The 20,489-nt window shown below is 63.3% G+C and carries 15 protein-coding genes, 1 other RNA gene and 2 pseudogenes; 14 read left to right on the top strand and 4 right to left on the bottom strand.

The features are described from left to right. Positions 1-27: 27 nt before the first annotated feature. Positions 28-285 (bottom strand): annotated as a pseudogene (locus XpruCFBP8353_RS23975) (hypothetical protein). On the opposite strand from XpruCFBP8353_RS23975, the gene XpruCFBP8353_RS23845 reads away from it, so the two are divergent. The 4 genes from XpruCFBP8353_RS23845 to XpruCFBP8353_RS15785 are packed head-to-tail and all read left to right on the top strand — an operon-like array spanning position 214 to position 2,705. Continuing rightward, positions 214-459, top strand: coding sequence for a hypothetical protein (locus tag XpruCFBP8353_RS23845; protein ID WP_162301079.1), 246 nt, complete (start codon positions 214-216; stop codon positions 457-459). The pseudogene XpruCFBP8353_RS23975 and the gene XpruCFBP8353_RS23845 overlap by 72 nt on opposite strands. A 12-nt stretch (positions 460-471) precedes the next feature. Further along, positions 472-1,746, top strand: a complete 1,275-nt coding sequence (locus XpruCFBP8353_RS15795; RefSeq protein WP_207759662.1) for a molybdopterin molybdotransferase MoeA — start codon at positions 472-474, stop codon at positions 1,744-1,746. Positions 1,747-1,783: 37 nt separating this feature from the next. Continuing rightward, positions 1,784-2,353 (top strand): molybdenum cofactor guanylyltransferase, encoded by a 570-nt coding sequence (gene mobA, locus XpruCFBP8353_RS15790; RefSeq protein WP_101364073.1) that lies wholly within the window; start codon positions 1,784-1,786, stop codon positions 2,351-2,353. Beyond that, positions 2,337-2,705: a hypothetical protein gene (locus tag XpruCFBP8353_RS15785; protein WP_101364072.1), complete on the top strand. Its 369-nt coding sequence runs from the start codon at positions 2,337-2,339 to the stop codon at positions 2,703-2,705. Before mobA ends, XpruCFBP8353_RS15785 begins: the two co-directional genes overlap by 17 nt. A 137-nt stretch (positions 2,706-2,842) precedes the next feature. On the opposite strand, the gene XpruCFBP8353_RS15780 is transcribed toward XpruCFBP8353_RS15785, so the two are convergent. Further along, entirely contained in the window at positions 2,843-3,838 is a 996-nt protein-coding gene (locus XpruCFBP8353_RS15780; RefSeq protein WP_101364071.1) for an NAD(P)-dependent oxidoreductase, read from the bottom strand. Positions 3,839-3,920: 82 nt separating this feature from the next. Here XpruCFBP8353_RS15780 and XpruCFBP8353_RS15775 point away from each other — a divergent pair, with 82 nt between their 5' ends. From XpruCFBP8353_RS15775 to cobA, 7 genes are all read left to right on the top strand, one after another. Then, positions 3,921-4,493, top strand: coding sequence for an ANTAR domain-containing response regulator (locus tag XpruCFBP8353_RS15775; protein ID WP_101364070.1), 573 nt, complete (start codon positions 3,921-3,923; stop codon positions 4,491-4,493). A gap of 4 nt (positions 4,494-4,497) precedes the next feature. Further along, positions 4,498-5,595 carry a CmpA/NrtA family ABC transporter substrate-binding protein gene (locus XpruCFBP8353_RS15770; protein ID WP_101364069.1) on the top strand — a complete coding sequence of 366 codons (1,098 nt, stop codon included), beginning with the start codon at positions 4,498-4,500 and terminating at the stop codon, positions 5,593-5,595. Positions 5,596-6,272: 677 nt separating this feature from the next. Continuing rightward, a complete protein-coding gene (locus tag XpruCFBP8353_RS15760; protein WP_207759666.1) occupies positions 6,273-7,442 on the top strand; it encodes a nitrate/nitrite transporter in 1,170 nt (389 codons plus the stop codon). Positions 7,443-7,500: 58 nt separating this feature from the next. After that, entirely contained in the window at positions 7,501-9,918 is a 2,418-nt protein-coding gene (gene nirB / locus XpruCFBP8353_RS15755) for a nitrite reductase large subunit NirB (RefSeq protein WP_243391139.1), read from the top strand. Further along, the gene (gene nirD / locus XpruCFBP8353_RS15750) at positions 9,915-10,280 is read left to right on the top strand and encodes a nitrite reductase small subunit NirD (RefSeq protein ID WP_162301082.1); all 366 of its coding nucleotides are present in this window, start codon (positions 9,915-9,917) and stop codon (positions 10,278-10,280) included. Before nirB ends, nirD begins: the two co-directional genes overlap by 4 nt. Then, the gene (locus XpruCFBP8353_RS15745; protein ID WP_162301081.1) at positions 10,277-13,087 is read left to right on the top strand and encodes a nitrate reductase; all 2,811 of its coding nucleotides are present in this window, start codon (positions 10,277-10,279) and stop codon (positions 13,085-13,087) included. The genes nirD and XpruCFBP8353_RS15745 overlap by 4 nt, the downstream gene beginning before the upstream one ends. Before the next feature lie 80 nt (positions 13,088-13,167). Next, positions 13,168-13,914, top strand: coding sequence for a uroporphyrinogen-III C-methyltransferase (gene cobA, locus XpruCFBP8353_RS15740; RefSeq protein ID WP_207759667.1), 747 nt, complete (start codon positions 13,168-13,170; stop codon positions 13,912-13,914). Positions 13,915-13,968: 54 nt separating this feature from the next. On the opposite strand, the gene XpruCFBP8353_RS15735 is transcribed toward cobA, so the two are convergent. Further along, a non-coding RNA gene (locus tag XpruCFBP8353_RS15735) (sX9 sRNA) lies at positions 13,969-14,044 on the bottom strand. 838 nt (positions 14,045-14,882) lie between these two features. Here XpruCFBP8353_RS15735 and XpruCFBP8353_RS15730 point away from each other — a divergent pair. From XpruCFBP8353_RS15730 to XpruCFBP8353_RS15715, 3 genes are all read left to right on the top strand, one after another. Then, positions 14,883-15,140, top strand: coding sequence for a KGG domain-containing protein (locus XpruCFBP8353_RS15730; RefSeq protein WP_101364065.1), 258 nt, complete (start codon positions 14,883-14,885; stop codon positions 15,138-15,140). Positions 15,141-16,048: 908 nt separating this feature from the next. After that, positions 16,049-16,969 carry a M14 family metallopeptidase gene (locus XpruCFBP8353_RS15720; protein WP_101364064.1) on the top strand — a complete coding sequence of 307 codons (921 nt, stop codon included), beginning with the start codon at positions 16,049-16,051 and terminating at the stop codon, positions 16,967-16,969. A gap of 218 nt (positions 16,970-17,187) precedes the next feature. After that, the gene (locus tag XpruCFBP8353_RS15715) at positions 17,188-17,886 is read left to right on the top strand and encodes a DUF1349 domain-containing protein (protein ID WP_101364063.1); all 699 of its coding nucleotides are present in this window, start codon (positions 17,188-17,190) and stop codon (positions 17,884-17,886) included. A 129-nt stretch (positions 17,887-18,015) separates the two neighbouring features. Here XpruCFBP8353_RS15715 and XpruCFBP8353_RS15710 read toward each other — a convergent pair. Next, a pseudogene (locus XpruCFBP8353_RS15710) lies at positions 18,016-19,826 on the bottom strand (EAL domain-containing protein). Positions 19,827-20,489 lie beyond the last annotated feature (663 nt).

Below are 20,489 nucleotides of genomic sequence, written 5' to 3'. Positions count from 1 at the left end.
CCTGCAGGCGTTATCCACACCACACATCTAAGCCGCGCGTTCCAGCTTGCGGCTCTTGAGTCGTTGCACTCCGTAGCCGTGAGGGCGGTCATGAAGATCAGCACGTTGCTGACGATACATACCGCATCGCCAACGAGATCGCTGGACAGGCGCTGATCTGGCCGAGGAACAACCAGCGCGAGATACTACGCGCGGCGTAGGAGCGCCTTTTTTGTGGATCTGCCGGATCGAGGCGGCGATCAGGATGATGCTGGCGAGCCAGCCCACAGAGTCGACGCATTGCAGGCGTTGCAGTTGCTCTCACGTGCGGCCTGCGACCTTGCCGCGCGCACGGTCTGCATCCTGTTTGAGCAGCTTCAAGCATTGTGTGCAGTGTGTGAGGCGGGCTTGGGCTATGCAAACGCCGTGCTGCCGCAACGGCCGCGCCTGTACCTGCTGCGCCAGGGGCCGGTATCCTAGCCAGGTCACCCATTGATCGGCACTGTCCTGCACATGATCAGCTATGCCGAAGCACTCGCGCTGGTCCGCGCGCACGTCGCACCGCTCACCAGCGAGTGGGTCGCGAGCGCCGATGCGGAAGGCCGCGTGCTCGCCGACACCTTGTTGAGTCCGGCCGAGTTGCCGCCCTTCGATAACAGTGCGATGGATGGGTTTGCGCTGGCAACCGCCGGTGCTGGCGCATTGGCAGACAGCGAGCACGTGGTCTGCGGCACCGTGGCAGCTGGGCAGGATGCCGGTGCGGCCGCCAGAGGTGTGGCCTGGGAAATCATGACCGGTGCCGGGCTGCCGGTCGGTGCCGATACGGTGGTGCCGATCGAACAGGTGCAGATTCTAGAACGCGACGGCGAGCGCCCCAGCCGCATCCGCCTGCGTCAGCCGGTGCGTGCGGGGCAGCACATCCGTCGTCGCGGCGAAGACGTGTGCTTGCACGATCGCGTGATCGATGCCGGCACCGTACTGCGCGGTGCGCATCTGATGCTGTTGGCAGGCTTGGGCTGCGCGCGCCTGCAGGTGGTGCGGCGGCCGCGCGTCGCCTTGATCGCCACGGGACGCGAGTTGATCGGCGACCCCGCGCAAGCGTTGCAGCCTGGCCAGATCCGCGACGGCACCAGCAGTTATCTGCTGAGTCAGCTACGTGCCGCTGGTGCCGATGTTGTGTGGCGCGGGCAGGTGGGCGATGACGATGCTGCGTTCGATGCGGCGCTGGCGCGGGCCTGCAATGCCGGTGCCGATCTCATTCTGAGCACCGGCGCAGTCTCGCGTGGTCGTTACGATTTCATCCCGGATGCGCTGGCACGCCACGCTGCCGCGTTACTGTTTCACAAGGTGGCAGTGCGGCCGGGCAAGCCGGTATTGCTGGCACGCTTCGGTGATGGTGCCCTGTTTATCGGCTTGCCAGGCAACCCGATGGCCAGTGCAGCCGGGCTGCGCTTTTTCGTGGAGCCAGCACTGCGTGGTTTGTCGGGTATGCCGGTCGAGCATGGCTTGCGCGTGGCCTTGGAAACGCCAATGCAGGCGCGGCCGATCTGGCGGCAGCATTTGCGCGCACGGCTGCTGTGCAGCACGGCAGGGGAGCTGTCGGTGCAGATCCTGCCGCAGCAAGAATCCTTTCGTGTGGCGCCGTTGCTGCAGGCTAGCGTTTGGGCAGTGCTGGAGCCGCAGGAAGAAGGCGCTGCACCGAGCACGCATGCAGAGGTTTTTGGCTTGGGCCATCTGCAACCGGCTGCGCCTGAGATTGCGCCATGAAGACGCATCTGCCCGACATCAAGCGTTGGGCTGTCGCATGACGACGATGCAGCCATGGACGGGTGTGGTGCTGGCGGGAGGCCGTTCGTCGCGGATGGGGCAGGACAAGGCGTTGTTGCCTTGGCATGGGCGCCCGTTGTTGGATCAGATGCAGGCGCTGTTGCGCGAGGCTGGTGCGCAGCACGTATTGGTCAGCGGCGACCGACCCGACTACGCCGGCATTGCCGACGCCCAGCCTGATCTGGGCCCGCTCGGTGGGCTTGCGAGCGTGATCGCGCGTGTGGCCGATGCCACCAAGTTGGTGGTGGTGCCGGTGGATATGCCGCTGCTGTCGGCTGCGTTGCTGAGCAAGCTGCTGGCGCCGTCGCAGCACCGCTGCGTGGCGTTCGAGGATCAGATGTTGCCGATGTGCCTGCGCATCGATGTCGTTGTGCGTGAGGCCTTGGCCACGCGGATGGCTGGCGACGCATCGTCACGCTCGCTGCGCGCCTTGCAGCGTTCACTGCAATGCCATCGCGTGGCTGTCACCGCCAGCGAACGTACCGCATTCGTCAATTGCAACACGCCCGAGCAGTGGAGTGAGCTGATCCATGAAAATCCAGATTGAAGGCCAGCAGGTGCGATTCCGTATCGACGAAGCCGAGCTGGCCGAATTGCTGGCCGGTCACACAGTCGACAATGCGAGCCGGTTGCCGAGCGGGCAGGGTGCGCGATTGGTGCGGCACAGCGTAAGCCTCACCGGCGGTCACGCAGCGTGCAATTGCGCCACCGATCATTGGCAATTATTGGTACCACGTGGCGCGCTCGAAGAGCATGTGCGGCAACTGCCCAGCCGCGAGGGCTTGAGCTTCACGTTCGATGCGGGTGCCGGGCACGCGGAAACCATGGCACTGCGCGTCACTTTCGATATCGATGTGCGCGACAGTGCGCGCAAGCGGTTTCCGAAAGACGGATCTTGATGCGCGCAGTGTGGCGTTGCTGCAGTAGTTGAAGTGATGCAGCGTTTGATGTGCGAGCGTCCCAAACGTCAGGCGAGGCAGTTGCTTAGGTGTATGCCGAATAGTCTCGCCAACGCGTCGCCGATCATGACGCAGGGTCAATCGTGCGCATGGGTGGCAGTAATTCCAGGCACGCGATCGCAGGCCAAACCGCGTGCCTGCAAGGCAGCGTCGATCGCATCGGCAGCGGCGCTGTCGTAACCGGCGCCGCTGCGCAGGGCGACGACATGTAGGCCGGCGCTGGCCAGTTCCACGATCAGTTGCTGTTGTGCGTCAGTTGCCGGCGGCAACGTGCGGCGTGAGGCGTCGCGGCGCGCAAGCTCAAGCACGGCATCGGGAATGTGTTCGTCGATCAGCAGCACATCGGCCAGATTCATCGCGCGCAGGGCTTTCAAGGTGAGTAGGCCCGGATCGCCGGGGCCGGTACCGACCAGCTGTACGCTGCCGCGCGCCGGGATGGTGCCGGCATCATCGAGCGCTGCATTGAACGCGGCCTCGGCCGCGTCATCGTTGCCAGCCTGCAGCAACAACGGCACGTCGCCGTCGATGACACGGTCGAACCAACGGCGACGACGATTCATGTCCGGAAACTGGCTGCGAATGCGCTCGCGGTGCTTTGCAAACAGTCCGGCGAAGCGGCCGACCGACGCATCCAGTTCGCGTTCCAGCCGTTCACGCAGACGCCGTGCCAACATCGGCGCGGCGCCTGCCGAGGAGATGGCGATGACCAGCGGGTCGCGGTCCACGATGGCCGGCACCTGATACGTCGACAGTTCGGCATCGTCCACCACATTGACCAGCCGTTGTCGCGCACCTGCGGCGGCCGCAACGCGCTGGTTCAAATCGGTGTCGTCGGTCGCAGCCACCACCAGCCAGACATCGTCGATCCATGCCGGGTCGAACTCGCCACCCAGTTGCTCGAAGCGGCCGGTCTGCATCAGCACGGCAAGCTCCGGCGAGAGCGCGTGTGCATAGAGGCGGATGTGCGCCTCGGCCTTGAGCAGCGCCAGCACTTTGCGCGTGGCGACTTCGCCGCCGCCGATGACCAGGACGGCGCGCCCCTGCAGATTGGCGAACAACGGGAACAACGGCATCAGACACACTCCGAAAAGATGGCTCGCACCAACGGCATGTTGCATGGCACCATCAAGCCACGTCCACGCCTCGCTGCCGCCAATGCGTGTTTTGCTGGTCAACGATACCGAAAAGCCGATCGCCGAACTGCGCCAGGCGCTGACGCGTGCTGGCTACACGGTGCTCGACGATGTGGCGTCGATCAGTGCGTTGCTGCATGCCGTGCAGAGCCAGCAGCCCGATGTGGTCGTGATCGATGTGGATTCGCCTTCGCGCGATACCTTGGAGCAGCTGTCGATGCTGCATGCACATGCACCGCGGCCGGTGGTGATGTTTTCCGGCGATGGCGACGATGCGTTGATCCATGCGGCGGTCGGTGCGGGCGTGACGGCGTATGTGGTGGATGGCTTGGCGCCAGCACGGCTGGCGCCGATCGTGCAGGTGGCGCTGGCCCGTTTTGCGCAAGAAAGCAGCATGCGCAAGCGCCTGGACGATGTACAGCAGGCGTTGCAGGACCGTAAGCAGATCGACCGCGCCAAGGGCCTACTGATGGAAAAGCGCGGTCTGAGCGAGGCCGATGCCTATGCGGCGTTACGCCAGCAGGCGATGAAGCAGGGCGTCAAGCTGGCCGAAGTGGCGCGCCGCATTGTGGCCATGGCCGACTTGTTGGGATGAATCTATGAGCCAAGCCGAACTTCCCGTATTGCGCGTGGCCTACATGCCGTTGATCGACTGCGCGCCGTTGGTTGCTGCACAGCGCCTGGGCCTGGACAGTGCGCATGGTCTGCAGTTGGACTTGCAGCGGCAGGCATCGTGGGCGGGCGTGCGCGACCGTCTGCTGGCAGGCGAAGTGGAGGCGGCGCATGCCCTGGCCAGCCTGGTCTACGCGATCGATCTGGGTATCGCCGGGCCGCAGTGCCCGATGGCGTTGTTGATGACGCTCAACCATAACGGCCAGGCGATCACGCTGGCGCCTGCAATTGCGCAAGCGTTGGCGGCTGGTCGCACGTTGCTCCAGGCATTGACCGGTTTGGGGCGCCGCGCGGTGTTCGCGCAGACCTTTCCCACCGGGACACATGCGCTATGGCTGTACTACTGGCTGGCCGCGGGCGGGGTAGATCCGATGCGCGATGTGGATGTGCTCAGTATTCCGCCGCCGCAGATGCCCGAGGCACTGGCCAGCGGTTTGGTCGACGGCTATTGCTCCGGCGAGCCGTGGGCGGCAGTGGCCCAAGCGCAGGGCAGCGGGCAGCGTGTGATCCGCAGCGGTGAGTTATGGCCCGGCCATCCGGAAAAAGTGCTGGCATGCCGTCGCGAATTCGCTGCGCTGCAGCCTGAGTTGACCGAGCGACTAACCGCCTGCGTGCTGGAGGCCTGCCGTTGGCTGGACGCCACGCCGGCCAACCGTGCGCTGTGCGCACAATGGTTGGCCGAGCCGGAGCATATCGGTGTGCCGGCCGCGCATCTGGCCGCGTGTCTGGACGCTGCTGTCGAGATTGAGGCCAATGCGGGTGCCAACGCCGTTGCAGACGATGCGACAGGGTTGGCGTTCCATCGCGGCGGCACAGTGAACATGCCGTGGCTTTCGGACGGGGAATGGTTCTTAAGCCAGTTCCAGCGTTGGGGTTGGCATGACATCGAGGACGATGACATCGCGCGGCTGCGTGACATCCATCGGCTCGATAACTATCGGCGCGCTGCCGCACGGGTGGGTGTTGCGGTGCCGGACAGCGATCACCGCAGCAATCGGTTGTTCGATGCGCTGAAAGGCGATTGAGCACTGGGTGGAGTCTGCCATGGTGGTTGGAGATTGCGATAAATCACGCGTAGCGCAGCGCATCTGCGACATGGTTGGAGGGCCCTTGCCCGTTCACCGTCGCAGGAAGCGCTGCAAGGACGTCCTTGTAGGCTCGATGGCGGCGTGGATGCCGCCATCGAGCCCCCTGCGATGCGCCAACGGCGTGTCCCGCGAGCAGCGAGGGCATCGTCCGCGCTTCGCGTTTGCTGCGAGGACCAACTGAGCTGATCGGTGCACAGAGCTTTCAACAGATGGATCGCTTCTCTCAAGAGTGGTAGCTGATCGCGCCCTCGACCGACGCACATTGTTGGTGCATCGCTGCACGAAAGCCGGGAATGACCAGCTACATCGGCTTCCATAAACAACGCCGCAGCACTCCGGAAGTCGGCCGAAAAAAAACTATTTATCAAAGACTTGCAGTTCTGGAATAGCTGCAGAGAAACAGTTGGCACGCTGATTGCGTAGGAATCACGTGCAGGCGCAACGGCGTGCCTGCAACAACACGTACACGGTGCAGCGGTTCAACGGCGATCCGCGTGCACCCAGGACAACGGCGTCCTTCCGGTTTACCGGAGGGGCGCCGTTTTTTTTTGACCATCGCACTCGAAGAGGTCTCTATGCAGCGCTCGTTCTGGCGATCCGGGCACACGCCCACCTTGTTCGCATCCTTCCTGTATTTCGACCTGAGCTTCATGGTGTGGTACTTGCTCGGTCCGCTGCAGGTGCCGATTGCGCAAGCGCTGGGATTGGACACGCAGCAGCGCGCCTTGATGGTGGCCGTGCCGATCCTGTGCGGCGCCGTGCTGCGCCTGGTACTGGGCATGTTTGCCGATCGCATTGGTGCCAAGCGTGCCGGCATGCTGGCCCAGCTTGCGGTCATCGCGGCGCTGTTCGGTGCCTGGCAACTGGGCGTCAACAGCATGGGGCAGGTGTTGATGCTGGGCGTGTCGCTCGGCATTGCCGGTGCCTCGTTTGCGGTGGCATTGCCACTGGCATCGCGCTGGTATCCGCCCGAGCATCAGGGCACCGCGATGGGCATTGCCGGTGCAGGCAATTCCGGCACGGTGCTGGCTGCGTTGTTTGCGCCGATGCTGGCCGCCGCATTCGGCTACCAAAACGTGTTCGGGCTGGCGTGTATTCCGTTGGTGCTGACGCTGATCGTGTTTGCGTCGATCGCCAAGGAGGCGCCGACCCCGGTCGCACGCAAGCAATGGTCCGACTACGGCCGGGTGCTCGTGGGTAACCGCGATGCGTGGCGCTTCATGTTTTTCTATGCGATCACCTTTGGCGGGTTTTCCGGCTTTGCCAGCGCGTTGCCGGGCTACTTCCACGACCAGTTCGGCTTCGATGCACGTACTGCGGGCTGGGCCACGGCCGCCTGCGTGCTGGCCGGCTCGGTGATGCGGCCGCTCGGCGGCGTCATCGCCGATCGCGTCGGCGGCACCCGCGCCTTGCTCACCGTGTATCTGCTGGTTGCCACGCTGGTGGGCATCGCCGGGTTCGGTGCGGGTGGCGCCACGCTGACGCTGGCGTTGTTCGTGCTGACGCTGCTGTGTCTGGGCGCTGGAAATGGGGCGGTGTTTCAGCTGGTGCCGCAACGCTTTGGCCGGGATATCGGCGTCATGACCGGGTTGATCGGCATGGCCGGGGGCATCGGCGGATTTGCGCTGGCCGCGAGCCTGGGTGTGCTCAAGCAACACACCGGCAGCTATGCACTGGGCATGTGGCTGTTCGCGGCGTTCGCTTTCGGGGGCTGGGCGTTGCTGGCCGGGGTCAAGACCCAGTGGCGCAGCGAATGGTCCACCGCCGGCGCGCCGCGCGTCTGATATGTCGACAGGAATCCAGGCAATGAAGCAATCCAGACTCGTCGTCATCGGCAACGGCATGGCCGGCATCCGCACCGTGGAAGAATTGCTCAAGCTGATGCCGGGCATGTACCACATCACGGTGTTCGGCGCCGAGCCGCATCCCAATTACAACCGCATCCTGCTTTCGCCGGTGCTGGCCGGCGAGCAGGAGTTCGACGATATCGTGCTCAACCCGTTGCAGTGGTACCGGGACAACGGGATCCATCTGCACTTGAACAAGCAAGTCACGCGCATCGATCGCGTGCGTCGCCGCGTGATCGCCGCCGATGGCACCGAAGCCGAGTACGACCGGCTGCTGATCGCCACCGGCTCGGTGCCGTTCGTGTTGCCGATTCCCGGCACTGAATTGAAAGGCGTGATCGGGTACCGCGATATCCAGGACACCCGCACCATGATCGACACCGCGCGTACCAGGCAGCACGCGGTAGTGATCGGTGGCGGTCTGCTTGGCCTTGAAGCGGCCAACGGTCTGAAAGTACGCGGCATGGACGTGACCGTGGTGCATCTGGCCGGTTGGTTGCTGGAGCGCCAGCTCGACCCGGTGGCCGGCAATCTGTTGCAACAGGCATTGCGCGCACGCGGGCTGGAGTTCCGTTTGAACACCGCCACCAGCGCGCTGCTGGGCAATGCGCAGGGCGAGGTGATCGGGGTGAAGTTTGCCGATGGCAGCGGGATCCCCGCCGATCTGGTGGTGATGGCAGCGGGCATTCGCCCGAACACGCGCCTGGCCGAAGAAGCCGGCATCCATTGCTCGCGCGGCATCGTGGTCAACGACAGCCTGCAGAGTTTCGACCCGCGCGTGTACGCAGTGGGCGAGTGCGCAAACCATCGTGGCATTGCCTATGGCCTGGTGGCGCCGTTGTTCGAGCAGGCCAAGGTGTGTGCGAACCATCTGGCGCAGTTCGGCATCGGTATCTATCGCGGCTCGGTGGCATCGACCAAGCTCAAGGTCACCGGCATCGACCTGTTTTCGGCTGGCGATTTCATGGGCGGCGATGGCTGCGAGGAAATCGTGTTGTCAGACCCGGCCGGCGGCGTCTACAAGAAGCTGGTGATCCGCGACGATGTGCTGGTGGGTGCATGCCTGTATGGCGACACCAGCGACGGTGCCTGGTACTTCAAGCTGCTCAAGGACGGCACGCCCATCCAGGCGCAACGCGATCAGCTGATCTTCGGCGAAAGCGCACTGGGCGATGCTGGCACCGGCGGCCAGGACCGCGCCAGCGCGATGTCCGACAGCGACGAAGTCTGCGGCTGCAACGGCGTGTGCAAGGGCACGATTGTCAAAGCCATCAGCGAGCAAGGCCTGTTCACCGTGGACGAGGTGAAAAAGCACACCAAGGCCGCCAGTTCCTGCGGTTCATGCACTGGCCTGGTCGAGCAGATCCTGATGAACTGCCTGGGCTCCAACTTTCAGGAAACCCCGAAAACCAAGGCGGTTTGCGCATGTACGGACCTGAGTCACGGCGAGGTGCGTCGCGCCATTGCCGAGCACAAGCTGCTCACGCATGCGCAGGCCTATGCGTTCATGGAATGGCGCACACCCAACGGCTGCGCCACCTGCCGGCCGGCGATCAACTACTACATGCTGTCGACCTGGCCGCATGAGGCCATCGACGATCCGCAATCGCGTTTCATCAACGAGCGTGCGCACGCCAACATCCAGAAGGACGGCACGTTCTCGGTGATTCCGCAGATGAAGGGCGGGGTGACCAATGCCGGCGAGCTGCGCCGCATTGCCGATGTTGCCGACAAATACGCGGTGCCGATGGTCAAGGTGACCGGCGGCCAGCGCATCGATCTGCTGGGCGTCAAGAAAGAGGATCTGGTGGATGTATGGCGCGATCTGGGCATGCCATCCGGCCATGCCTACGGCAAGTCGATCCGCACGGTGAAGACCTGCGTGGGCAGCGAGTTCTGCCGCTTCGGCACCCAGAACAGCACACAGATGGGCATCGATCTGGAAACCATGCTGGCCAATATGTGGAGCCCGCACAAGGTGAAGCTGGCGGTGTCGGGGTGCCCGCGCAACTGCGCCGAATCCGGCATCAAGGACGTGGGCATCATCGCAGTGGACTCGGGTTGGGAGCTGCATGTGGGCGGCAACGGCGGCATCAAGACCGAGGTGGCGCGCTTTCTGGTCAAGGTGAGCACTGCCGAGGAAGTGCGTGAGTACACCGGGGCATTCCTGCAGCTGTATCGCGAGCAGGCGTATTACCTGGACCGCACCGTGCACTACATCGCGCGCGTGGGCCTGGATTACATCCGCGCGCAGGTGGTGGACGACGCAGCCAACCGACGTGCGCTGTACGAGCGCCTGCTGTATTCGCTGGAAGGCCTGGTCGACCCATGGAAGGCGCGCATCGCCGGCGAGCGGCGTCAGGAATACCAACCGCTGCGCATCGCTGCGCCAGCTGCGATGGTGGAGGAATGAGCATGCACCATCACGCATGGGTGCGCGTGTGCGCGCTGCAGGACTTGCCGGTGCTGGGCGCGCGCGTGCTGGAGGTCGATGGACTGCCGGCGATCGCCATCTTCCGCACTGTCAGCGATCAGGTGTTTGCGCTGCGCGACCGTTGCCCGCACAAGGGTGGGCCGTTGTCCCAAGGCATCGTGGCTGGCGACACCGTGACCTGTCCCCTGCATGGCTGGGCGATCGGCTTGCAGAGCGGGCAGGCCTGCGCCCCGGACGTGGGCTGCGCGCCGCGCTATCCGATCAAGGTGGAGGCCGAGGCAGTGTGGATCGTCCTGCAGCCGGTAGAGCAGGACGATGCCGTGACCGAGCCGGCAACATGAGCGAAGGCCTGCAGCCACCGTCCCCTGGCAGTGCGGCGCAGCCACAGACGGCAGGGCCGATGTATCGCATCACGCGCTCGACTTGTTGCTATTGCGGCGTGGGGTGCGGCGTGATGATTCACAGTACGCACGATCGCGATGGCGAACGCATCGTCGGCATCGAAGGCGACCCGCTGCACCCGGCCAATTTTGGGCGCCTGTGCAGCAAGGGGCTGGCATTGCCGCAGACCGTGGCAAGCACGCAGGGGCGCGTTCTTGCGCCGGAGTTGCGCCGGCATCGGCAGGCGTCGCGTGCGCCGGTGAGCTGGGATCAGGCGCTACAGCATGTCAGCAGCAAGCTGGCCGCCATCATCCAGGAACATGGCCCGGATGCGGTGGCGTTCTATCTGTCCGGGCAGCTGCTCACCGAGGACTATTACGTCTTCAACAAGCTGGCCAAGGGGCTGATCGGCACCAACAACATCGACACCAATTCGCGCCTGTGCATGTCCAGTGCGGTCACCGGTTACAAGCTGGCGCTCGGCGCCGATGGCCCGCCCACCTGCTATGAAGATCTGGAGCTGGCGCACACCGTGCTGTTTGCCGGCAGCAACATGGCGTACGCGCATCCGGTGCTGTTTCGCCGGCTGGAGGACGCGCGTGCACGCAACCCGGACATTCGCTGGATCGTGATCGACCCACGGCGCACCGATACCGCGGCCATGGCCGACCTGCACCTGGCGATCGAACCCGGCACCGACGTCGCCTTGTTCAACGGCATGCTGCATCACCTGATCTGGGAAGGTCTGGTGGATGCGCGCTTCGTTGCGGCAAGCACGCAGGAGTTCGATGCCCTCAAGCGGATGTTGCGCGAGTACACCCCGCGCATGAGCGCCGAGATCTGCGGGATTTCGCACGAGGACCTGGTGCAGGCGGCCGAGTGGTTCGGGCGCAGCCCGGCGGCGCTATCGCTGTATTGCATGGGCCTGAATCAGTCGGCGCACGGCACCGACAAGAATCTTGCGTTGATCAACCTGCATCTGGCGACCGGACAGATCGGCAAGCCGGGCGCAGGGCCGTTTTCGCTGACCGGCCAACCCAATGCGATGGGCGGGAGGGAGGTGGGCGGCATGGCGACGATGCTGGCGGCGCACCGCGAGATCGGCAATGCGGACCATCGTGCCGAGCTGGAACGGCTGTGGGGCGTGCCGGCGGGGCGCATCTCGCCCAATCCCGGCGCGCCGGCGGTGGAGTTGTTCGAGCGGCTGCGCGCCGGCAGCCTGAAGGCGGTGTGGATCGTCTGCACCAACCCCGTGCACTCGATGCCGGACGTGGCGGGTATTCGCGCCGCGCTGGATCAGGCCGAACTGGTGATCGTGCAGGACGCCTTCTCCGGCACCGACACCGTGCCCTATGCCGACGTCTTGCTGCCGGCGGCCAGCTGGGGCGAGAAGGACGGCACGGTGACCAACTCCGAGCGCCGCATCACCCGCGTGCGCAAGGCAGTGGAAGCGCCCGGACAGGCACGTGCCGATTGGTGGATTGCCAACGAGGTGGCACGTCGTCTGGAGGCGCGCCTGGCGCCCGCGAGCGGGAAGGGCCTGTTCGCATTCGACAACACTGCGCAGATTTTCGACGAGCATCGCGCCCTCACGGTTGGGCGTGATCTGGATATCGGTGGCCTGGATTACCCGTTGCTGGATCACGGAGCGCAGCAATGGCCGTTTCCGGCAGGCAGCACGCAGGGGCAGGCGCGGCGTTACTCCGATGGCGTATTCGCACACGCCAACGGACGTGCGCACTTCCACGTCACGCCGTATCGCAAGGTGGCTGAAGCCACTTCGGCAAAATTCCCGATGCGGTTGCTCACCGGCCGTCTGCGCGATCAGTGGCATGGCATGTCGCGTACCGGGCGGGTAGCGGCTGCATTCGCGCACAGCCCTGAGCCGGCTCTGCGCATGCATCCAGGCGATGCGCAGCGGCGTGGGCTTGTGGCGGGCGAATTGGTGCAAATCGCGAGCAAACGCGGCGCTCTGGTGCTACCGCTGGAACTGTCGGACGAACTGCGCTCGGGCACGGTGTTTGCGTCGATGCATTGGAGTGGGCACAGCCTGTCCAGCGGTGGCGTCAACGAAGTCAGCACGCCGGCAGTGGATGCACGCTCGCAGCAGCCCGAGCTCAAACACGCTGCCGTGCGGGTTGAAAAAGCCGTGTTCGGCTGGCATCTGCTGGCAGCGCGACGCGGCGATGCACTGTCTTTGCAGCAGGCACTGCAACCGTTGCTGCGCGACTGCGGTTACGCCTCGCTACGCCTGCATGCCGAGCCGCCGAGCGGCGCCGACAAAGATGCGAGCGGCCAGTGGGCGGTGCTACACGCTGCCTGCGAAATCGCGCCCGATGCCGCGTGGATCGACCGTCTGGTTGCGGCATTGCAATTGCCGGCCGGTGCGGACGTGCTGGAATACCGCGATCTACGTCGCGGCCTGATGCGCCGCGTCGGCTGGCGTATGCAAGACGGGCACAGCCATATCGACGGTCTGCTGCTCACCGCCGCGCAGCCCAGTGAGGCCAATCGATCGCTGCTTACCGCTGCACTCGCTGGCAAACCTTGGCTTGGTGCACGGCTGTCGGTCTTTGCGCACACCCACAGCGCGCCCAGCGATCCGATCGTGTGCACCTGCATGAATGTTTCGGCCGCCGCGATTCACGCCGCCATCGACGACGGTGCCGATGTCGCGCAACTCAAGCAACGCCTGGGCTGCGGCACCGTCTGCGGCTCGTGCGTGCCGCAACTCACCCGGCTATGCCGGCAACCAAGACTTGCCTGATCGCAAGTTTTCCCTGAGCGCATTCCCCTCCACACAGAGCGAGATCTCCCATGTCAGTCACACCTTCCTGCACGCGTGATGTGGTGGTGTTGTCCGCCGGCCCCGGCGATCTGGAATTGCTCACCATCAAGGCGGTGAAGGCGTTGGCGTCGGCGCAGGTACTGTTGCTCGACGACCTGGCTAACCCTGAGATCGTCGAACTCGCACCGCAGGCGCGCGTGATCCGGGTCGGCAAGCGCGGTGGATGCCGTTCGACACCGCAGGAATTCATCTGCCGGTTGATGCGTCGCTACGCATTGCAGGGCCTGCGCGTGGTGCGGGTCAAAGGCGGCGATGCGCTGCTGTTTGGCCGCGCTGGCGAAGAAATCAGCTTCCTGCGTCGCGCCGGTATCGGGGTGCAGGTGATCAATGGCGTGAGCGCGGCATTTGCGGCGGCGGCCGCGCTGGAAGTGTCGCTGACCCATCGCAGCCATTGCCATGGCATCACCTTCGTCACCGCGCACACGCATGATCACGGCGAGCCGAACTGGGGGGCGCTGGCGGCCAGCGGCACCACGCTGGGCATCTATATGGGCCTGCGGCGTGCCGAGGCGCTGGCCTCTGCGTTGCTGGCGCATTTGCCCGCCAGTACGCCCGCGGCCATCGTGCAGGCCGCAACGCGACCGGAGCAGCGGCGTCGCCTCACCACCTTGGGCGAATTGGGAATGACGGCCAGCGCGCTGTCGCCGGGGTTGCCGACCTTGTTGCTGGTAGGCAACGCCTTGGCCGAAGCGGCTGCAGCGTGCGACGACCGTGATGGGGCGATGTTGGCGCAGGGGGTGGGTTGAGTGCGGACATCACTTCCTTGCGCGGGGCAGGGAGGGACGATTGGGGCTTAGAGCGGCTAACAAAACGTAGCGAGCAGCCGTCAGGTGGGCGCGGACGGCGCGCAGGAACCGGAGTGTACGCGTGGTACATGCCGATTCCGAGCACCGGCCGCGCCAGCCTGGCGGCTGCGCAGTAGTTTTGTTAGCTGCTCTTAGGTGTTGCATTGGACTTTGTATGCGTCTATCCGGGGGCGATTCGCCACGCCTTTCTAGCCGGTCCTCACCAACACGCGTCAACCGGCATGGCAGGGGGATGGGGCGGGTCTGAAGTCCGAGTCTGCCATGGGTACTCACACCAGTGCGCGCAGAGCAAAGGCATTCTTGCAGGGTGTCTAGCGCCTCCTGGTCGTTGAAGGCTTCAGTGCGTGTCACGATGCGTGCGCAGTCTGCGTGTGGACGTTGCCGGTTGCGGATTCGGTGAGCACTTGCGCTAACCAAAGACGACGGCAAGCATTCGCTGCGCCGCAGTCCGAGTTGTCATGGCGATTCTGCGCATCACTCTCCCGGACAGTGCGATGCGCTGGGCACCCAGCACCCAAGCGATGCCGGAGGCAGGACGATCTAGTGGCCTGCAAGGTGATGGCCCATCCCTTCACCAGGCATGGTGGCAACCTCACCAGGCGAGCCTGAGACAATGCCTGCATCCGTGGGCGAGGCAGTTGGTCGTACGCGTCAGAGCTTGCCCTTCTGCAGTTGCGCATCCCACCTATAGCCACTCCATCCGCAACAGCGCCGGGTGTTAGCGCTACCCATCTAGAGGTAGTCCCGAGAGTCCGGCGAGATGAAGGTGTGCAAGATTTGCGCAGCAAGCGCAGCCGTTTTTTCCTGCATCCATCCGAATGCACCGCGGTATCTGCCTTTCAGGGTTGGCACGAATGTTGCGGTAACCCAATTACCCAGGCGTAACCGAAGCATTGAGAGGAGGCACAGTGGAAGACGGACAAAACACTACCCGTAGCCGGCGCGGCTTTGCCGCATTGGATCCGGAAAAGCGTCGCGTGCTTGCAAGCAGCGGCGGTAAAGCCGCTCACGCCAGTGGCAATGCGCACGAATTTACTAGCGACGAAGCACGTGAAGCTGGCCGTAAGGGTGGCCAGGCCGTGAGCCGCGATCGCGATCACATGTCGCGGATCGGCAGCAAGGGCGGGCGTTCAAAGCAGGCAAAGCCGCAGGAAGAATCCGCGTAATCCAGTTATCGGCGTGCCTAGGGCGTGCCGGTCTGGAGCAAATCTTGCGTGACGTTGGACACAGGCGCGATGCCCACAGGGGTTAGCGCCTGTGTTGTTTTCGCCTTACGCGAGAGGGTTATCTTGCGCGGTTGCGCGCAATCGATTGCACTTTTTTCAGTCAACTAGCGTCCAGCGTTGCCCAGAGTGCACTCGAACATCCACAATGGCTTGCTGTGCAACGCATCAAGCGCAAGCGCGAAATTTCTGCAGCCTTGTAAATGGCCGGCATCGATTGCAGGGAAAAATTTCACTCTTGCCACGCTCGCGTCCCTAGCGCCGGCAGGATGTGCAGCCCTTTGATTTCTTGGCTACCTTGCACCGCAGCGTGCAGCATCCGACAGTTCCGAATGAGCGTGGATGCTGTCGAAGTCCAGTAAGGCAATGAGGACGTCCGGCCCGGTGCTTGGCGGGCTGATCTTTGATCGCAGCGCATCTTCTGTGCGTACACAGACGGCGCTCTTACGCCTTCGTTGTCCGCCTGCGATTTCGCAGCGTGTCAATGCCACGTGGACATCGCGCGCGTCGTTCACTTGAAACAGCCACGTCCTTACATGTGCGTCGCTGCAGGCTGGACACATCGCAACAAACAGGCCGGGCCCTTGGCCGAACCCCAAGAAAGCCTGATGGACTGATTGCGCGACGCGCATGCAATGGAGCAGCAGGCATGGCAGATGCTCAAGGACTAGGCCGCGCGCATCGACCACTCTCCCAGTTCAAGGCGCGCATCGAGCAGCATCTGGACGAAACGCTGTGGCAGTAGGCACCGCCAGGCACGACAAGTTGCACAGGCCCCGCAGTGCGGGGCCTTTTTGTTTCTGCGCGCTGAGCGCTTACCCTTGGCGCTTTCCTCGCACCCGGGTTCTGCAATGACGACCAACGCACCCTATCCGATCGGCACGCCTGGGCTACCGTGGGGTGAGCCGGAGCGCGCCGCGTGGCGCGCACGCCAACTGAAGCAGCGCAGCTATGCGGATGATGTCGTGCAGCAGATCGCCGCACTGGCCGTGCGCTGCCAGCGCGTGCAGTACGGAGCCATTGCCCATGCGCAAGGTGGCTATCCGCTGCTCGCGCTGCGCAGCGCCGAGTGGGATGACAGCTTGCCGTGCGTGTTGGTCACAGGCGGCGTGCACGGCTACGAAACCAGTGGCGTGCAAGGTGCGCTGCAATTCCTGCAGCAGCGCGCTGCCGAATACGCTGGCAGATGCAATCTGTTGGTGGCGCCGTGTATCAACCCGTGGGGCTATGAGCGCATCCAGCGGTGGAATGCCCACGCGGTAGATCCGAATCGTGCCTTCCGCGGCAACAGTCCTGCCGAAGAGTCGGCTGCACTGATGCGGCTGGTTGCCGAAACCACGGGGCGGATGCTGGTGCATATCGATCTGCACGAAACCACCGACAGCGATGAGAGCGAGTTTCGCCCCGCCTTGGCGGCGCGCGATGGTGCAACGTTTGTGCCGGGCGGCATTCCGGATGGCTTTTATCTCGTCGGCGACAGCGAAGACCCGCAGCCAGCCTTCCAGCAGGCGGTGATCGCGGCGGTGGCAGGGGTGACGCATATCGCGCCTGCCGATGCGAATGGGCAGCTCATCGGTGCACCGGTGGTCGGGCACGGCGTGATCAACTATCCGGTGCGGCGGCTGGGGTTATGCGCCGGTGTCACCGATGCGCGGTATCGCACAACCACCGAGGTGTATCCGGATAGCCCGCGCGCCACGCCCGAACAATGCAACGCTGCACAGGTGGCGGCGATCTGTGCGGGAATCGATTACGCATTGGCGCAGGACTGAGGGTAGGGCGCGTGAGGCTGGGGCAGCAGGCATCTGGACGCGGTGTGCGCCGCCATTGGCTGCCTGCTGATTCGGCACGCGTTTCCGCGGTATGTCGCCGTTGCGGGTGACGCATGTCCGCAATGCTCTGCGTTGAACCGCGGCCTTGCGCTGCATGCATGTGGTCCTACGCTGACCCCAGGTAAACTCCGCAGTCATCAGTCGCAGGAGCGCATTCGATGCAACATGAAGCATTCAATCGCACACGCAGGCGCGTGCTGGGTGGGGTAGTCGGGATGACGTTCAGTGGCAGTGCGTTTGCACAACAGACCAAACCGGGGAAAACGATGGCGCAGCACAGCAGTTGGCAGGCGGGCACCTGGCTCAACCGGCCGAAGACAGTCGATCTCGGTGATGACACGCTGGATGTGGTGACCGATAAGGCCACCGACTTCTGGCGCAAGACGCACTACGGGTTCACCCGCGACAGCGGGCATTTTCTCGGCATCAAGGCCGGCGCAGGTTTTACTGCGCAGCTGCGTGTGCGAGCGCAGTACGAAGCGTTGTACGACCAGGCCGGCATCATGGTGCGCGTGGACGAGCAGCACTGGGTCAAGGCCGGGATCGAACTCAGCGACGGGCGGGCCATGCTCAGTAGCGTGTTGACCAACCCGGTGTCGGATTGGGCCACGGGTCCGTACGAAGCCGACCCCAAGGATTTCTGGGTTCGTGCCACGGTTGCCGATGGTGTGTTGCGCTTGCAGGTGTCTGCGGACGGCCGTCACTGGCCGCTGGTGCGTCTGTGTCCGTTCCCGGTGGCAAGCGAGTATCTGGTCGGACCGATGTGTTGCACGCCGGAACGCGCCGGGCTGAAGGTGCGTTTCTCCGACTGGGCACTGAGTGCGCCGTTGGGCAAGGACCTGCACGATCTCAGTTGAGCGATTTGGCCACTGCTGCATCGCATGTACGGATAGTGTGTGCATCGCATCGCGATGCACTGCATTTGCGACCTAATAAATCTGGAGCGGCGTGCTTGCCTGTCAAGCAATACCGCGCCGTCGCAAACCTCAGGGCAGACGTTGCAAGGCCGCGGTCTGTCTGACGTAGTCGGCCACTAAGTGCGCTTCCATCGGTTTGGCGAGCAGATACCCCTGCGCCTCATCGCATCCCCAGCTGCGCAGCAAGGCGATTTCGTCGGCATGTTCGATGCCCTCGGCCACGGTACGATAGCCCAAGGCGTTGGCCAGGCGTACCACTGCTTCGGCACGCATCTGCATGCCGGCTTTGTTGGCGATGCCGGTGACCAAGGACCGGTCCAGCTTGAGCACATTGATCGGTAACTCGGTGAGATAGCCGAAATTGCTGTAGCCGGTGCCGAAATCGTCGATGGCCACGCTCACGCCCGCATCGCGCAATGCGCGCAGCCGCGGTACCGCTTCGACATTGCTGCGCAGCCAGCGGCCTTCGGTGATTTCCAGCTCGATGCGAGTGGTAGGAATCGCCAGATCCTTGCAACGGTTGATCACATCGGCAGCAAGGTTGATGTTGCCGAAGTCGCGCGACGACAAGTTGATGGAGATGGAAAAATCCAGCCCCAGCGCTCGCCATTGCGCCAGTTGTACCAGCGCAGTTTCGATCACCCAATTGGTGACCGTGCACATCAGCGCCGTTTTCTCGAACAACGGGATGAACTCGTCCGGGCCAATCGGGCCGAGACTGGCGTGATGCCAGCGCAACAAGGCTTCGAAGCCGGTCACTGAGAGATTTGCAAGATCGATGCGCGGCTGGAACACCAACCGAAAATCGCCGGCGTCTAAGGCCTGTTCGGCATCCAGTGCCAGCCGGTAGGAACGCTGGATGGCATCGTCGTGCGAGGCGCTATACCAGCACATAATCGCATGGTTGTTGATGGCATCGCCCAATGCCACCAGGCCCTTGCGCATTACATCGTTGGTGTCCGGCTGCTGTGGAGCAAAGCGCACCACACCGGCATGAAAGGTCAGCGACATCGGCACGCCGGCAGCATCCACTGGCTTGTGCAGCATGTCGCGTAGATCCAGTAGCAGGTCTTCCATCTCATCCGGCGCAGAGTTGAGTAGGAAGAACGCAAAGCGCATCGAGGCCACGTGGTACACGGTGGCCTTGCCGCGCAAGGCACGCGTCAACACGTAGCTGGCGTGGCGGATCAGCTCTTCCAGCGGCTGCATGCCCAGCACCTGGCGCGCTTCGTTGGCGGCCTGGGTGTCGTAGACCTCAATGAAGGCAGCAATGGTGGGCAAGCAGTGGCTGCCGAAGGCGAGGGCATCCAGATCCGATTGCAGCTGACGTGCATTGAGCAAGCCGCTATGCGGCTCGCGTCGGCCAGCGCCGAACTGTAATTCCAGCTGTGCGGCAGCCACATTGGCGAACATCAGCAGCTGCTGATGCTCCTGGTTTGCCAGCCGACGCTCGCGCGTGTCAATCACACACAACATGCCGGAAACGCCGGTCTGCGGCGCGCCCACTGGCACGCAGGCGATGAAGCGGGCGGGCAAACCGGGGAACGCGGCATCGCCGAGTTGAATCTGCGTAAGCGCCGCATGCTCGATCAACTCGGCCACGCCATTCGGCCCTGCCGGAACCTGGTGGCACAGCGCAATCGCCTGCTCGACATGACTGCTGTTGATGCCACGCGCTGCAAGTACGCGGAGGCGGCCGCCTTCACTGATCGCCAGCGCCGCCGCCGGGGCGACCAATGCGTGGCAGAGCAATCGCGCGATTTGTTCAAGCGGCTCCATGCCGCCCAAGTTGATTGGTACGCCCGACCAGTCGAAGTGGCGATCGTATGATTTGTCGTCCAGAGCAAGCGTCATGTCGTCAGTTCCGTGTTGAAGATCACACACTGCACTGCTACTAGAAACAAACCGAGGTCATCGATAGGTGATGACCTCTGCGCAAACTGCGCGTGACACTTATCGCCTTCGAGTTATTTCAGATGTTCAGCAGGATAGCAGTCCCGACCATAAACGCTGCTGTTGCGCCCGCGACATACAAATACCTCACTCCGGAGTCTGATGTCGAATGGGTAGTGGTATTAATCGTTGAGGCGAACTCATGGATGACCGGACCCATCCGTTAATGTGAATTCACGCGGACTTTGCGGTGCAGCAAGTTTATTGAAAAAGAAGATTATGAATAGAGGTGAGGGCCAACTCGACATGCATCAGCCTGCTTTGAATAATCCGGCCTCATCCAGTCCAGTTCCTTGCAAATTCTCGATGAATAAAGGTTATTTTGGCAAATCAGGCGGCGCGACTGTTGTGCGCGATGACGGATGAGTCAGTGAATTGACTTGGCGAGCACAAGCAAACCAGTCGACATATTTCGCTTGTGTCATGTGTGAATTTTAGGTTAGTGATGCTCGGCACAGTTTCAGGTGTTTCAATTAAACTATTAATTCCTCAATGGGGTAATTTGAAAGTGGTATTAATCAATGTGTTCGTTTCAGGGTCGTCGCTGGCTCTGGATCGATGCTCGCTGGAATAGCGTTGCTGCGTTAAAC

Origin of the sequence: Xanthomonas prunicola, from assembly GCF_002846205.1 — a bacterium.
Lineage (GTDB): Bacteria > Pseudomonadota > Gammaproteobacteria > Xanthomonadales > Xanthomonadaceae > Xanthomonas > Xanthomonas prunicola.
Note: the sequence above shows the minus strand (reverse complement) of the source record. Positions and strands in the feature narration are given on the sequence as shown.

Coding starts and splice junctions, on each gene's coding strand:
- XpruCFBP8353_RS15785 (WP_101364072.1), top strand. CDS start 2,337: ATGAAAATCCAGATTGAAGGCCAGCAGGTGCGATTCCGTATCGACGAA.
- XpruCFBP8353_RS15770 (WP_101364069.1), top strand. CDS start 4,498: ATGAGCCAAGCCGAACTTCCCGTATTGCGCGTGGCCTACATGCCGTTG.
- XpruCFBP8353_RS15720 (WP_101364064.1), top strand. CDS start 16,049: ATGACGACCAACGCACCCTATCCGATCGGCACGCCTGGGCTACCGTGG.
- XpruCFBP8353_RS15715 (WP_101364063.1), top strand. CDS start 17,188: ATGCAACATGAAGCATTCAATCGCACACGCAGGCGCGTGCTGGGTGGG.
- XpruCFBP8353_RS15775 (WP_101364070.1), top strand. CDS start 3,921: ATGCGTGTTTTGCTGGTCAACGATACCGAAAAGCCGATCGCCGAACTG.
- mobA (WP_101364073.1), top strand. CDS start 1,784: ATGACGACGATGCAGCCATGGACGGGTGTGGTGCTGGCGGGAGGCCGT.
- XpruCFBP8353_RS15780 (WP_101364071.1), bottom strand. CDS start 3,838: ATGCCGTTGTTCCCGTTGTTCGCCAATCTGCAGGGGCGCGCCGTCCTG.
- XpruCFBP8353_RS15745 (WP_162301081.1), top strand. CDS start 10,277: ATGAGCGAAGGCCTGCAGCCACCGTCCCCTGGCAGTGCGGCGCAGCCA.
- nirD (WP_162301082.1), top strand. CDS start 9,915: ATGAGCATGCACCATCACGCATGGGTGCGCGTGTGCGCGCTGCAGGAC.
- nirB (WP_243391139.1), top strand. CDS start 7,501: ATGGCCGGCATCCGCACCGTGGAAGAATTGCTCAAGCTGATGCCGGGC.